Annotated in this window: 13 protein-coding genes and 1 tRNA gene; 10 read left to right on the forward strand and 4 right to left on the reverse strand. The window is 36.0% G+C overall.

The window, feature by feature from the left end; translation table 11 throughout:
• The first annotated feature begins 6 nt into the window (after positions 1–6).
• The gene (locus tag LS68_RS00510; RefSeq protein WP_241993633.1) at positions 7–651 is read left to right on the forward strand and encodes a hypothetical protein; all 645 of its coding nucleotides are present in this window, start codon (positions 7–9) and stop codon (positions 649–651) included.
• Here LS68_RS00510 and LS68_RS09870 read toward each other — a convergent pair.
• The 3 genes from LS68_RS09870 to LS68_RS00525 form a co-directional block, all read right to left on the reverse strand.
• A complete protein-coding gene (locus tag LS68_RS09870; RefSeq protein WP_138090707.1) occupies positions 648–2,069 on the reverse strand; it encodes a methyl-accepting chemotaxis protein in 1,422 nt (473 codons plus the stop codon). The two genes, LS68_RS00510 and LS68_RS09870, sit on opposite strands and share 4 nt — an antisense overlap.
• 196 nt (positions 2,070–2,265) lie before the next feature.
• Positions 2,266–2,341: transfer RNA gene (locus tag LS68_RS00520), tRNA-Lys, on the reverse strand.
• 96 nt (positions 2,342–2,437) lie between these two features.
• Positions 2,438–2,893: a Fur family transcriptional regulator gene (locus tag LS68_RS00525; protein ID WP_034372637.1), complete on the reverse strand. Its 456-nt coding sequence runs from the start codon at positions 2,891–2,893 to the stop codon at positions 2,438–2,440.
• Between the two features lie 330 nt (positions 2,894–3,223).
• On the opposite strand from LS68_RS00525, the gene LS68_RS09875 reads away from it, so the two are divergent.
• The 4 genes from LS68_RS09875 (at position 3,224) to carA (ending at position 8,547) form a co-directional block, all read left to right on the forward strand.
• Positions 3,224–4,555: a methyl-accepting chemotaxis protein gene (locus LS68_RS09875; RefSeq protein WP_138090710.1), complete on the forward strand. Its 1,332-nt coding sequence runs from the start codon at positions 3,224–3,226 to the stop codon at positions 4,553–4,555.
• A 235-nt stretch (positions 4,556–4,790) separates the two neighbouring features.
• Positions 4,791–6,794, forward strand: coding sequence for a PBP1A family penicillin-binding protein (locus tag LS68_RS00535; RefSeq protein ID WP_138090713.1), 2,004 nt, complete (start codon positions 4,791–4,793; stop codon positions 6,792–6,794).
• A 68-nt stretch (positions 6,795–6,862) separates the two neighbouring features.
• Complete coding sequence (locus LS68_RS00540) at positions 6,863–7,414, forward strand: DUF507 family protein (protein ID WP_034373181.1); 552 nt, start codon at positions 6,863–6,865, stop codon at positions 7,412–7,414.
• The gene (gene carA, locus LS68_RS00545; protein ID WP_034373179.1) at positions 7,411–8,547 is read left to right on the forward strand and encodes a glutamine-hydrolyzing carbamoyl-phosphate synthase small subunit; all 1,137 of its coding nucleotides are present in this window, start codon (positions 7,411–7,413) and stop codon (positions 8,545–8,547) included. The genes LS68_RS00540 and carA overlap by 4 nt, the downstream gene beginning before the upstream one ends.
• Before the next feature lie 3 nt (positions 8,548–8,550).
• On the opposite strand, the gene LS68_RS00550 is transcribed toward carA, so the two are convergent.
• Entirely contained in the window at positions 8,551–9,927 is a 1,377-nt protein-coding gene (locus LS68_RS00550; RefSeq protein WP_034373176.1) for a sodium-dependent transporter, read from the reverse strand.
• Between the two features lie 130 nt (positions 9,928–10,057).
• On the opposite strand from LS68_RS00550, the gene LS68_RS00555 reads away from it, so the two are divergent.
• The 5 genes from LS68_RS00555 (at position 10,058) to aroB (ending at position 14,123) form a co-directional block, all read left to right on the forward strand.
• Positions 10,058–10,468, forward strand: coding sequence for a thioesterase family protein (locus LS68_RS00555; RefSeq protein WP_034373173.1), 411 nt, complete (start codon positions 10,058–10,060; stop codon positions 10,466–10,468).
• A gap of 111 nt (positions 10,469–10,579) precedes the next feature.
• Positions 10,580–10,840: a DUF493 domain-containing protein gene (locus LS68_RS00560; RefSeq protein WP_034373170.1), complete on the forward strand. Its 261-nt coding sequence runs from the start codon at positions 10,580–10,582 to the stop codon at positions 10,838–10,840.
• 9 nt (positions 10,841–10,849) lie between these two features.
• Complete coding sequence (locus LS68_RS00565; protein ID WP_034373167.1) at positions 10,850–11,557, forward strand: MqnA/MqnD/SBP family protein; 708 nt, start codon at positions 10,850–10,852, stop codon at positions 11,555–11,557.
• A 61-nt stretch (positions 11,558–11,618) separates the two neighbouring features.
• Positions 11,619–13,052, forward strand: a complete 1,434-nt coding sequence (locus tag LS68_RS00570) for a TrkA C-terminal domain-containing protein (RefSeq protein ID WP_034373166.1) — start codon at positions 11,619–11,621, stop codon at positions 13,050–13,052.
• A gap of 15 nt (positions 13,053–13,067) precedes the next feature.
• On the forward strand, positions 13,068–14,123 hold the full coding sequence (gene aroB, locus LS68_RS00575) for a 3-dehydroquinate synthase (protein WP_034373163.1): 1,056 nt from the start codon (positions 13,068–13,070) through the stop codon (positions 14,121–14,123).

Below are 14,123 nucleotides of genomic sequence, written 5' to 3' on the forward strand. Positions count from 1 at the left end.
AGTATAATGGCGATACTTTTTAGTTTTTTTAATATTAAGCACAATCATGCCTTGCAAGTCGCTCATCATACATTACAATCACATCTTAAAATGATGCAGGTTTTGTCGCTTAGCGATATGAATGAATTTGTAGAGCTTAGAAGCGTGGATTATTTTGCTCAAAAATATCCTTCTATCAATCGCACAGCTTTGCTTTCGTATCATCAAAATGCAATGTGGCAGATGCAATTTCATCTTGGCAGAATCTATACGACCAATAGTTATAGTATTTATATAGATACACCAAGATCCGCTCAAACAACAAATTTTGATGGGCGTCCAATGGCTGGTGATATTATCGCAAAGGATTTAGACAGACGATGTATAAGTGGATACAGCAACACAAATACAGCGGTGGATTGTAAAAACAATACACTAACAGAGGTGCGGTTAAAAGAGCGTTTTGGAGTTGATAATATCTTAGTAGAATCTGATGGTTTTTGCCAAGAACGCGATACAGCACGCATTTACTTCGATAGTTTGGGAAGACCTTATTGCGGTAGGATTCCTATGCCGTTGCAAAATGTGTTTAAAATCATCTTGCTTAAAAATGCGCAACAAAAGCATCTTTGCATTTTGCCTTATAGTGGACTTATTACTGCAGAGTGTTAGCGTTCGCAAGCACCTTCTTGAAGGCTAGCACAGGCATTTTCTTGAACATTTGCCTTATCAAGTAATGCGATAAGATCTTGGCTGTGAATCTCAAGCTGTTGAAGATTCTCAATAATTGTATGCGAACTAGTTGGGGTGATTTCTTGTGTGAGCATATGTATAGCATCAAGGACACATTGAAGCATCTTTCCTTTAATCACTTGAAGTGATGAGTCGTTCAAGGCAAGCTGTTGAAGATTCTTGGGCTCTTCAAGTAGCGGTGTGAGAGGATTTGTGTTTGCAAAGTCAAGCACTTCTTTGCCGAGGTTGAAGCTTAAATATACGCTTGATTTATAAACGATATGTTCTAGTTTGCTAATGCTGACTAGAAGACGTTTCGAGAGTTGAGAAAACACGGTGAAAAGATTGGAAGTGGAGGATTCTATCTTGTCAAAGACTTCATTGAATTTCCCTGATTCTTCATAACTTTCATGGGCAATATTTGAAATTTTTAATGAACTTTCAGTGATTTGATTGATTTCTTGTTGCATTGTCTGAATCACGATAGAAATATCATTTGTAGCTTTATGGGTGCGTTCTGCAAGTTTGCGCACTTCATCAGCAACGACTGCAAAGCCCCTTCCGTGTTCTCCTGCGCGTGCTGCTTCGATAGCAGCATTAAGAGCTAAGAGATTGGTTTGTTCGGCAATATCTATAATAATGCCTAATACTTCGCTTATATCACGCGACTTTTCGGAAAAATTTTCAATGATTGTATTGTTTTCTTCGGTCAGTTGTGTTAGCTCATTGATAGATTCTGTGATTGAAGCAACATTGTTTTTAGAACTCAAAGAAAGATCCCTCATCATACCCACCTGCTCATCTACGCGGTGCATACAAACAATATCTTGCTCAAGAAAAGTGTTGATTTTTGTCAAATCAGCATTTTGATTCCCCAAACTCATATCCATAAGGGATTTTGCAAGCGCATTTTTGATGTTATCTTTTGCATTTTGTTCAATTTTTTCTAATGCTTGATTGATTGTATGAATATTTGACACAAAACTTCCCTTTAATCCTTGAGCAAATGCTTTGCGGTAAAATTTACCCGATTGTGTGCAGGAGATTGAAGTAGCGATTTCGCGCATAAAAGCTTCAAGATTGTCAATCAAGATATTGATATTGTTTGATAATTCTTTTAAGTCAGCATCGACATTGATACGCAAAATACGTTGTTCAAATGCTCCATTGCGATAAGATTTTGAAGCATTGATGATACTTTGGATAAATTGAGCGCGTTTTTGGAATTTATAGTAGCCTAGACTTGCAAGCAAGACGATTAAAATATGAAAGATATAACTATAACTTCCGCCAATAATGAGGCTGAATACAAATCCAACGGCACTTATTAAAACGATTAATGAAAGAATTAGTTTCATTATTTACCCTTTTTGTCTTGATAGCTACAATGTTTTAAGAGAATCTTGAAGCTTGTGTTTTTAAATTTATAGGATAAGTTTGCTAAAGTTTATATTTAAGATTGTTTGGAGTTGCGATATTTTTTGGTTTATTGTGATTTAATGTAACTAAATTATTAAATACTTTGATAAGAAATCTTGTAGTGAGTTTTATTTATGGTGGACGCGCAGAGGATCGAACTCTGGACCCACTGATTAAGAGTCAGTTGCTCTACCAGCTGAGCTACGCGTCCAATAAGCTTAAAAAAAGCCTTCTTGACTTTATGATTCTGACAAAATCAAAGTCAGGGAGGTATTATATCGTGTAAAATTTTAGTTTTTGATTAAATTTATAATCCTTGGCATTTGGAGCATTTGACAAATAAGCGCATATCGTGGCTAATAAGCTTTGCGCCAAATTGTTGTGCAACGGCAATTTGCAAACTTTCAATATCTGCATCGACAAATTCGACAATATCCCCGCAGCTTAGGCAAATCATATGGTCATGATGCTCTTTTGCTGCAATTTCATAACGCCTACCGCTTTTGTCGGCTTCCAAAGCAGTAATGAAGTGTTCTTTTTCAAGAAAATTGAGGATTCTATAAACGGAAGAAATACTTGCGTTTTTGTCAGTAGTCTTGATAATATTTGTAATTTCTTCAGGGCTAAGGTGTGTGCCACTTTTGTATAGCACAGCGATAATTTCTTCGCGCTGTTTAGAATTTTTAAGACCATTTTTTTTGATTGATGTTCTCAAACGTTCCAAAATGGAATCTAAAGTTTCCAATCGATGGTTGGTATTCATTGTCATTGTGAATCTCCTTAAAATTTAGCTTTACTATGATTCTTATTTTGAGTAGAATTATAACAAAATACATAAAAAATAAGAAAGTTTATCAAAATTATGTTTTATCTTCGTTATTAAGTGTGTGAATTTTTAACAATAAAAGCGAATAATATCGCAATAACCTTGCTTGATTTTTGCTAGTTTGAGAAAAAATGTTAGGGATTTAAGCAATATTAATATAAAATTTCAATCGCAATAAATTCGTATTATTTAGAAATAAATTCAAAGTTGTGTTATAATATCAGATTAATGTAATGTTTTCACTCATTTTATAGCAAGGAGAAGTTTATGTTTGGTTCTGCTAAAACTTTGCAACGGCAGTTAATGGAAAAGGATAAGCATATTGCGCATTTGGAAAAAGAGCTTGAAGTCTATAAGATGCTTGTAGGTTTTTCCCAAATAGAAGCGATTGTAGGGTTGAAAGGCGATGAAATTGTCTATAAAAATAATGTTGCTCAAAGTATGGAAAGCTTAGAGTGCTTGAGACCACAGCTTAAAGAAGGGGTTGAGAGAGTAAATTGTGAGCGGTTTGAATACAGCGTTACAAGTGCGAGAGTTGAAGACATCGTGTATTATTCTATTGTGTTGCTCAATCACCTTACTGATAGCTCAAGCGGCACAAATCTTTTTGAAGTTTATACAAAGAGCCTCAAAGAGGGTATTACAGGCACACAGACTTCTTTACAAAATGTCTTGACAGAATCTGGTGATGTTGCCAAAAACTCTATTAGAGCAGCAGAATCTGCAGAAAATGGTTTAGCTATGAGTGCTGAAGCATTACAACAAATTGAGGTTTTGTATGAAAAAATGCAGGTAGCGTCTCAATTAGTAGATTCTCTAACACAAAGAAGTAACGAGATTACAAGTGTTATTTCTCTGATTGATGATATTGCCGAACAAACCAATCTCTTAGCCCTTAATGCAGCTATCGAAGCAGCAAGAGCAGGAGAACACGGAAGAGGCTTTGCAGTCGTTGCTGATGAAGTGCGCAAACTTGCAGAAAAGACACAAAAGGCAACAAAAGAAATTGCTGTTGTGGTCAAATCAATGCAACAAGAAGCAAATGATATTCAAACAAGCACAGAAGAGACAAATATTGCTACAGGCAATGTGCGAGAAGGAGTGGTGAAACTTAATGAAATTGTCAATGACCTTAAAGTGGGAAGTTTGATTACAAAGTGTAGCACTTCTAATTTAAGCTACAGAATCTTTTGTGTTCTAGCGAAACTCGACCATGTCGTGTATAAAAACAACCTTTATACTTATATTTTTGGACTTGCTGATAGCTTTAATTGTGTCGATCATCATAATTGTCGTTTGGGTAAATGGTATTTTGAAGGTGATGGTAAAGTCGCATTTGCTCACACTCAAGGGTATAAGAATCTTGATGCTTTCCACGCTGGTGTGCATACAGAGGCTATCAGTTTGGCGACAGCCTTTGGTGATACAACGCAAATGTGTTCTAAACAATTTATTGATGGCAAGATTTTGGCAATGGAAAAATACAGCGATGGCGTAATGGATACTATTGTTGAAATGTATAATGAAAAACGTAATGAAGTGCTTGGCGAAATTAAACAGCTTGAGGGTGAATTGATACAACCAAATAAATCCGAGTAGAGTTTAAAAGATTTGAAGAGAATCTGCATAAATCTTACGGTTAGTTAAGATAAAGCAGATTCTTTAGTATTCTCCTTAGTTAAATGACTCTATGGTGAATTTGTGAATCTACATAAAGCTCTCTTTGATTTTTGTTTGTAGCTATTAGAAGTGTTTATGTGTATTTATATGATTTTGTGGGCATTAAACCCTCAAGTAGATAAAGGATTCTTGTCTTATTTCAAGGATAAAGGGAATGTTGCAAAGGGTTAGGTATATTATTTTTCTTGTGTTGATTGTTGCGGGTATAGGTGTGGTTGCCTATGTCGCAAAATTGTTTTATGAAGTTGAATCAGAAGTAAGCAAGATTAAAGACTACCAATTTGCCCTTGCCTCGCAAATCGTTGATCGTAAAGATCGTTTGATTGCTAATATCTTTACAGATGATAATTTTCGTTTTTACGCGTCTTTTGATGAGATTCCCGCACGTGTTATAGAATCACTTTTGGCTGTGGAAGATACTTTGTTTTTTGAGCATATTGGCATCAATCCCGATGCGATTTCACGCGCTATGCTTAAAAATATCAAAAGTGCGCGTTATGTTGAAGGCGGAAGCACACTTACTCAACAGCTGATTAAAAATATTGCATTAAGCCCAGAAAAGACATTAAAGCGTAAGCTGACAGAAGCGATGTTGGCAATTCATATTGAACGTCATATGAGTAAAGAAAAGATTCTTGAACTTTATCTTAATCGTATTTTTTTTGGGCATGGGTATCATGGCATTAAAACAGCTGCTTTAGGATATTTTAGAAAAACGCTCAATGAGCTTACATTAAAAGAAATTTGTATGTTGGTAGGGTTGCCCAAAGCCCCAAGTTTTTATGATCCGACTAAAAATAAAGAATATTCAATGGCTCGAGCTAATACTATTATTGAACGGCTTTTTGATATAGGTTGGATTAGTCAAGAAGAACACGATGCAGCAATCAAAGAGGAGCCAGAAGTCTATAACGAAACTCTTACGCAAAATGTTGCTCCTTATGTTGTTGATGAGGTTATTAAAGAGCTTGCACACATTGAGGATCTTAAGACGGGGGGCTATTATATAAAACTAAAATTGGATTTAGATTATCAGCTTGCAGCTCAAGAGTCATTGATTTATGGTTATAATAAAATCAATGAGCGTTTGCAAGAACGTTATCCTAAAATATTCAATGAAGATTTTAATAATGATACACTTAATGGTGCAATAGTTGTTACAGACACACATACAGGGGATATTTTGGCAATGGTAGGCGGTGTTGATTATGCTAAAAGTAATTTTAATCGTGTTACACAAGCCAAACGCCAACTTGGCAGTAGTATCAAACCTTTTATTTATCAAGCGGCATTTGATAAGGGAGAATCTCCAGCGACTTTTGTAGCAGATGTGCCTCGAAAATTTGCTACAAAAGGTGCTTCTGAAATTGATGATGAAGCGACAAAAGAAACCGAAGCAGAAGAGTGGAGACCGGTAAATTATAGCGCAAAGTTCAATGGATTTATGACGCTTAAGGAAGCTCTAAGGACATCAAGTAACCTTGCGACTATTAATCTTGTCGATCAAAATATCGGCTTTTCACGAATCTATAATGCTTTAAAAAGCTATGGATTTGAAAATGTGCCCGAAAATATGTCCATTGTGCTGGGAAGCTTTGAGCTTTCACCTTTAGAGGTTGCACAGCAGTATTCACTATTTTCAAATTATGGCACGATTCTCAAACCAATTCTTGTTGATTCTGTGATTACACGAAGCGGAGAGAATATTTACACTTCACCGAAAGTTGCTCAACACATTACCGACCAAGCCCAAGCTTTCTTGACAATTGATATATTGCGTGATGTGGTGAATCGTGGGACAGGTTCTCGGGCAAGGATTGTAGGCTTAGAAGTTGCGGGGAAAACAGGGACTTCTAATCGCAACATTGATGGCTGGTTTTGTGGATTTACGCCTGATGTGCAAGCAATCGTTTGGTATGGGCGTGATGATAATACACCGATTGGTCCTAACGAATCGGGAGGTATTGTCGCTCCTCCAGCTTTTGCGTATTTTTTCTCAAAGGTTTTAACTTTTGATCCGGGTATCTCAAGACGCTTTCGTGTGCCTGAAGGTGTGCGGTCTAAAACTTTAGATTATGGGGATTATTATTATACAGACAATTCTCCTTTACCGACAAAAAAACCTATTACAAATATTGACGAAGAGATTTTATTTTAAAGCGAAAAGATTAAATCCATTTTTACTAAAAAAAAGTTACAATTCCTAAAAAGCTAAGGGGTATTTCTATGAGATTAAAATTACAACATGCGCCATATATCGCTAATAAAATCAGCATTGATTTGGCTAACTCTCAATATATCACAATATCAGTGCCTATTGAAAACATTACACAAAGCACCCTCAAATGTTTGCAAAAGGAGATTCAGAAAGAATTAGATATTGATGAAAAAGTTAGAAATATTCTTGAAGAAAGAAGCGATGAAATCGAAGATTTTGGTATGGATGAGAGGGAGCTTTTTAGAATGTGCAAACGACAGGTTGCCCAAGAACAAAATTTTTATCTCTCATGGGACGATCGTTGTAGTGATATTTCTCATACAATTCTTGGCGAATTGGTGAGACAAAAAGAAATCGTTTTTGCTGTTTCTGAAATGATTATTAAAAATATCATTTACAAAGCCATCAATGATTATTCTAGAATCTACGAAAAAGCTGAAGAAGGCGCACGTGAAAAACTCAAAAAATATAAACGCAAAATTGCCTATGGCACGGAAGAATATGAAATCGTTTTCAGCAAACTTTATGAAGAAGAATTGCGCAAAAGAGGGCTTTTATGAAAAAAGTATATTTATATTTTCGTAATGGTTTATTTCTTGAAGCACAAAGTTTTGGTGCGGAGGGAACAGCTGTAGGCGAGGTCGTATTCAATACCTCTATGAGTGGCTATCAAGAAATTATTACAGACCCAAGCTATGCAGGTCAGTTTATTGTTTTCAGTATGCCAGAAATAGGCATTGTTGGCGTCAATGATCAAGATAGCGAATCAAGAAGCATTTTTTGTAAAGGTGCGATTCTCTCGCGCTATAATGATTTTACTTCAAATTTTCGATCAGAATCTACTCTTGGTCAATATCTTTCTTCAAAAGGTATAATGGGCATTTGTCAGATTGACACACGCGGGATTATTAAAATGATTACCAAAGAAGGTGCGATGATGATGGTAGCTTCAACGGAGATTAGTGCAAAGGAAGAATTAAAGCAGATTCTTGAAACCTCATCTTCTATACAAGAAGTGAATTATGTCCAAGAAGTTTCTACCAAAGAGGCTTATACGCATCGTGATTCTGTCTTTGATTTTGCACATTTTGATTATGCAAAGCCTGAAACTCACAGCAAGATTCTTGCGATTGATTACGGGGCAAAGAGAAATATACTTAATGAGCTTACAGCAGTGGGGTTTGAAGTCGAAGTCGTGCCTCATGATATAAAAGCAGATGAGATTCTCCAACGATTTGCGTCTAAAGAAATCAGCGGCGTATTTTTGTCTAATGGTCCGGGTGATCCCCTTTTGCTGCACGATGAAGTCGCGCAAATCAAAAAGCTTATTGATGCTAATATTCCTATTTTTGGTATTTGTCTAGGGCATCAATTGCTTGCTATTGCGCATGGCTATGAAACGCATAAGCTAAAGTTTGGGCATCATGGAGGCAATCACCCCATTATCAATCTTCAAAAAAAAGAAGTTGAAATCACAGCACAGAATCATAATTATTGTGTCCCTGAATCTATCGCGCAAATCGCTACGATTACACATCGCAATTTATTTGATGGCACAATTGAAGGTGTGCAATATAATCATAAGCCAATTTTTTCTGTGCAATATCACCCAGAAGCAAGTCCGGGTCCTAAAGAAGCACGCACATTGTTTGCTCAATTTGCTGCTTTGTGCAAGGATTGTGCCTCTAAATAAATCTCAATACGATTGGGATAAGAGTATGATGATAATCACTAGAGGTGTGATGTAGCGCAACATCACACGCCAAAGCGTGAAAAGCGTATCATTGAGATAAGGTGTCCAATGCCGCAAATGAGATCGTTTGATATAGAATCCTAAGAAAATGAGTGCTACAAGCATTCCGATAGGCATTAAGATTGATGATGTGATAAAATCCAAGAATCCAAAAAGATCTTTACCAAATAAACTTGGTAAATGAGAATTTTCATTTGCCCACAGAATCACCAAAAGCCCAATAGATAAGATGCCCACACTGACGATGCAAGTCGCCTTGACTTGACTCATTGCAAACTTATCACGAAAGACACTTACAGCTGGCTCGAGCATAGAGATTGTGGAAGTGATACCGGCAAAAAGCACAGCAGTAAAAAATAAAACGCTGATTATGCTCCCCATACTCCCTAGAGTGTTAAAGGCAAGCGGCAATGAAATTAAAAGCAATCCCACCCCTTCACTAGGCTGACCTTTAAAATGATAAATGAAAGTGAAAATCATCAATCCAGCAATGAGTGAGATGACAATCCCGCTTAACACAACCCACAAAGAGCTTTTGAGGAGATTCTCATTTTGTTGTGCATTTGCGGCATACACACTAATCGCCCCCACTCCTAAAGAAAGCGAAAAGAAAACCTGCCCCATAGAATCTATAAGCGTTTTGAGAGTGATTTTTTGTGGATTGAAGGCAAACATAAAATCCCATGCTTGGCTAAATTCATCAAGAGTAAAGGCATAAAGAAGTAATGCAGTAAAAATAAATAATAATAAAGGCATTAGTATGAAATTAAGCTTTTCAATGCCTTTTTTGATGCCCTTAGCGACAATCAGTGCAGTCAAAATAATAATGCTACTAAAGCAACATATTTGATAAACTAGCGAATGTTTGTGAATAAATGTAAATTGCTCTTTTGCTTGAGAAATATCTGAAGGCAACGCAAAACTCACATTGATAAGATAATACAGAATCCAGCCTAATACCACAGCGTAGAAACTCAAGATAAGAGGAGATGCGATTGTGTTTAATCCTAACCATATAAAAGACTTATTATATGTGTTGTCAATCACATTGTGTTCTTTTTGAGGAGTTTGGGGAGGAAGTTTATTGAGTTTATCAAGTATAGCATAACAATCCATAGGATTACTTCGTGCTTTATTGCCAATAAGCATTTCTGCAAGGAGCATTGACACCCCGATACTTAAAGCTAAAAACAGATAAAACAGCACGAATGCTCCTCCACCATTTTCACCAGCCATATAAGGGAATCGCCAAATATGTCCTAGCCCGATAGAGCTCCCTAAAGCTGCTAAAATAAATCCTACTTTGCTAAAGCGATTCATTTTTATCCTTTTTTGGTTGATTCTGTAAGAATTATGACTTAAAATAAAGAATATTGCAAACCTCATATTGATAAAGAGTTTAAATGAGCGTTGTAGAATAAACTAATGTCTGTTACTTTTGGGAGGGATAATGAGTATATATCAAGTGAGAATCTACTTTGAGGATACGGATTGTGGGCGCATTGTGTATCATACAAATTATTTGAAATATTGTGAGAGAGCAAGGAGTGAGCTCTTTTTTGAGCATCAAAGTGATCCATTTGTGGGGGATTGTGGTTTTGTGTTGAAGTCTATTGATGCGCATTTTACTGCACCAGCACGGCTAGGAGATTTGCTAGAAGTTAGAAGTGAAATCATCTCACTTAAAAATGTTTCTTTGCAGCTTTCCCAAAGAATCTATAAAATTTATGATGCACTCACTAAATCTGCGTGTGATGAAAAAGTCTTTGACGCGCTCATTACACTTGCCTTTATTGATGTGCAAAAAGGCAAACCACAAAAAATCACACCGCAAATGCTTCGTATTTTGGAAAAAATTTGAGTGAAACTTCATTGAGAGTGAAAGTTATAGAATCTTTAAGAGTCTTCCTTAAGCCTAAAGGTGCTAGAATCTCCAAAATCATTTGTGATAAAATCATCAAAAAGAGTTTTTATGAATCTAGACTTGTCAAATCAACCTTCTATCGTTTATCCTTGTGAATGGGAATATCGTGTCATCGGAGAAGACCAAGAGCGTTTAAAAGAGATTATTGCCGAAATTATGCCACGAAAGTATGAGCTAAAAAGTGGTAAGAGTTCCTCGCAAGGTCGATTTGTCAGCGTATATGTATGGCTAATCGTGCATAATGAACAAGAACGAAATGATATTTTCTCACAATTGAGCCATCATTCAGAGGTAAAAATGGTCATATAGGAGTGTTTGATGCGTTTTGGTAAGATAGAATATCTGAATCTTTTGCCTTTTGATGTGTTTGTGAAAAAATATCCCACATCATCAGGTTTTAAAAAGTTTTTGCAACTTAAAAAATCTTATCCTTCAAAGCTTAATGGTGATTTTTTGCGCAAACGCATTGATGCGGGATTTATTTCTTCAATCGCTGCTTATTTTCCTACGCGTTTGCATCATATAACAAAAGCAGGAATTATTGCTCGAGGTGCTGTGTGGAGCGTGATTGCAATCCCACAAGAATCGGGAGAAGATTATCAATCTGCTTCTTCAAATGCTCTAGCAAAAGTGCTTCATATTAAGGGTAGGATTCTTATTGGCGATAGAGCTTTGCGATATAAGCTTAATGATGGTGTTTATCAAGATTTAGGACAAGAGTGGTGGAAAAAGTATCATTTAGGCTTTACATTTGGACGTTTGTGTTATAACGCACATCGTGATTTTTATGAGAAACTTGCATCAAATTTTATTCGCAAACGCATCAAAATTCCTCGTTATATTTTGATACAAAATGCCTTGCGCACAGAAATTTCTCCTCATGATATTAAAGCCTATCTGACACATATTCATTATAATATCACTAAAAAGGAAGAAATTGCCTTGCAGCGATTTTATACTGCTTTGCGACTAAATCATATTAAAAAACCCTCACGATTTAAATTTCAAAAAAACACTTTGCGATAAGATTTTTTCGTTATAATGATAAAGACGCTTCAAAAGGTAATTTTATAGTGTGAGGTAGGGTTTGAAAAAAACATTAATCATTGCAGATGGCAGTGTTGCTAAAATTTTTCTTAATACAATATTGGATAAATATTTTAGCAATAATCATTATGTTATCATAGCAAAAGATACATGTTTTGTCCCTAGTAATATCCCAAGTTCCTTTGAATTTTATACTTTTGATTACACATCAGAATATCGTCTTTCACGCTTGATAAATAGCGATATTACAGATATATTTATCGTGCTTGAAGATAATGAAGAAATTATCCAAACTTATGCTTTAACGCGTAATCTTAGTAAAAAAGCTCGTATTGTGCTTTTCTTATTGCAGGATTTGCGCACAAATCAAATGCTTAATGATTCTAATCTGATTATGCTTGATCCCGAATTGATTATTTCTAATAAATTTATTGAGCGTTTGCCTAATGTCCCGCTTATCCCACGAAGTTTTGGTTTAGGACAAGGCGAGATTATGGAGATAAATGTGCCTACAGGAAGCATTTTTGCTCATCGCCATATTGGTTCGATTCAACAGAAAAAATGGAAAATTATCGGGATATACAGACGCGGCGAATTACTTTTAAGCTCACACTATGTCATCATTCAGCCTAACGATAGTTTGCTTGTTGCAGGCGATCCAAAGGTGCTTAATGATGTGTATATGCAGATTAAAAGCGACATTGGGCAATTTCCCTCACCTTTTGGTAAGGATATTTTCTTGTATATTGATATGTCTATTCAGCCAGAACAAAGCATTTGGCATGATATACAAAATGCAGTTTTTCTTAATCAGAATCTAAAAAGTAATAAGCTTTTTATTCGCATACTTAATCCCTGCTCTTTTGAGCTTTTGGATCGTATCAAAGCTTTAGAATCTTCTGATGTGAATGTGAGGGTTGATTATACCAATTTGAATTTTGAACAAATGATTCTCAAAGATGCACAAAAGCGTCCCGGTTTAATCATCATCAACCACAGAATCTTTGCTTTCAGAAGAAATCGTAAAGTGCTTTTTAGCCTTTCGATTCCTGTTTTTAAAACAGGTTGGGAGCATATCGAAAAATGCAAGACAAGCTTTGTGATTCTTAGTGAAGATATGGGTAATGATGGCAATGTCGCATCAGTGATGTTTGATATTTCAAAGCAACTTGATTTAGATATAGATGTGTATGATTTTGACCCCGATGCTTCTTACCGCAATGATATTGTGCAAAGTTATGAAGATTTATCCCGCATTTTTCATCGTAAAATCAATATTATTCAGACAGATTCTACAAATCCGATTTTGTATATTCAAGATAGTTTTGTGCCGTATGTGCATTTTATCCCTTTTGTGCCAAGTATCAGCAAGATAAAAGCTTTTTCATTTATTTCCATAGATGTCCATAAGATAGCTTCTTTGAATAATAAGAATCCTCAAGTTTTTATTCCTTTACCCAAAGAGCAAAAATAAACAAGCGAGGCAAATATGCAAACACACACATTAACGATACAAACACCAACAAGCACTTATCCTATCCATATCGGAAAACTTCCTGCAATCAAGCATTCTCATAAAGTGTTGATTGTTTCTAATCCTAAGGTTGCTGGACTTTATCTCTCTAAGATTCTTGGTTTATTGGAAGCAAAAGAAGTCTATGTGTGTATTATCCCTGACGGAGAGCAATACAAAAATATGCAAAGTCTTGAGTTGATTTTAGAATGTGCCTTTGGACATAAGCTCGATCGTAAATCTTTGATGATTGCTTTGGGTGGTGGTGTGATCGGCGATATTGTCGGCTTTGCAAGTGGAATCTATCAAAGAGGTATTGATTTTGTGCAAATCCCTACGACTTTATTATCTCAAGTCGATGCGTCTGTGGGAGGTAAAACCGGTATCAATAATGCTTTTGGCAAGAATCTCATCGGACTTTTTCATCAACCTAAGGCAGTGTATATTGATCCCAGTATGCTTGAAAGCCTTGAAAAAAGGGAATTTGCAGCAGGTGTGGCGGAGATTATCAAAATGGCAGTGTGTTTTGATAAAGCATTTTATGAGTGGCTTTTGACACATTCTCTTCATCAGCCACAGAATCTGTGTGAGGCTATTATTAAAAGTGTGGAGATTAAAGCTAAAGTTGTGAATGCCGATGAAAAAGAAAAAGGCATACGCGCGGGGCTAAATTATGGACACACTTTTGCACATGTGATAGAGAATCTCACGGCTTATAAAAGTTATTTGCATGGTGAAGCAGTTGCTATTGGTATGAATATGGCAAATATTCTTGCCTGTAAGCTTGGTTTCTTGAATGACGAGCAATGTGAGCAGATTCAGCGATTATTGCAAAGTTATGATTTGCCTACGAGATTTGAAGTTTCAAATCCTCAAGCGTTTTATGAACAATTTTATTTAGATAAAAAAAGTTTTGATTCTCGTATTACTTTCATTTTGCCCTATGGCATAGGAGATTTGAGGATTACCGATGAAGTGCCAAAGTCAAAAGTTTTGGAAACTTTAGAAGAATTTGTATCAGGAGAAAAGTAA

Source organism: Helicobacter sp. MIT 05-5293, from assembly GCF_000765665.2.
Lineage (GTDB): Bacteria > Campylobacterota > Campylobacteria > Campylobacterales > Helicobacteraceae > Helicobacter_C.

What these genes read in the sequence shown, in the direction of transcription:
- LS68_RS00555 (WP_034373173.1), top strand. Translation starts at nt 10,058, where the DNA reads ATGAGTATATATCAAGTGAGAATCTACTTTGAGGATACGGATTGTGGG.
- LS68_RS09870 (WP_138090707.1), bottom strand. Translation starts at nt 2,069, where the DNA reads ATGAAACTAATTCTTTCATTAATCGTTTTAATAAGTGCCGTTGGATTT.
- LS68_RS00565 (WP_034373167.1), top strand. Translation starts at nt 10,850, where the DNA reads ATGCGTTTTGGTAAGATAGAATATCTGAATCTTTTGCCTTTTGATGTG.
- LS68_RS00525 (WP_034372637.1), bottom strand. Translation starts at nt 2,893, where the DNA reads ATGAATACCAACCATCGATTGGAAACTTTAGATTCCATTTTGGAACGT.
- LS68_RS00550 (WP_034373176.1), bottom strand. Translation starts at nt 9,927, where the DNA reads ATGAATCGCTTTAGCAAAGTAGGATTTATTTTAGCAGCTTTAGGGAGC.
- LS68_RS00510 (WP_241993633.1), top strand. Translation starts at nt 7, where the DNA reads ATGGCGATACTTTTTAGTTTTTTTAATATTAAGCACAATCATGCCTTG.
- carA (WP_034373179.1), top strand. Translation starts at nt 7,411, where the DNA reads ATGAAAAAAGTATATTTATATTTTCGTAATGGTTTATTTCTTGAAGCA.
- LS68_RS00540 (WP_034373181.1), top strand. Translation starts at nt 6,863, where the DNA reads ATGAGATTAAAATTACAACATGCGCCATATATCGCTAATAAAATCAGC.
- LS68_RS09875 (WP_138090710.1), top strand. Translation starts at nt 3,224, where the DNA reads ATGTTTGGTTCTGCTAAAACTTTGCAACGGCAGTTAATGGAAAAGGAT.
- aroB (WP_034373163.1), top strand. Translation starts at nt 13,068, where the DNA reads ATGCAAACACACACATTAACGATACAAACACCAACAAGCACTTATCCT.
- LS68_RS00535 (WP_138090713.1), top strand. Translation starts at nt 4,791, where the DNA reads ATGTTGCAAAGGGTTAGGTATATTATTTTTCTTGTGTTGATTGTTGCG.
- LS68_RS00560 (WP_034373170.1), top strand. Translation starts at nt 10,580, where the DNA reads ATGAATCTAGACTTGTCAAATCAACCTTCTATCGTTTATCCTTGTGAA.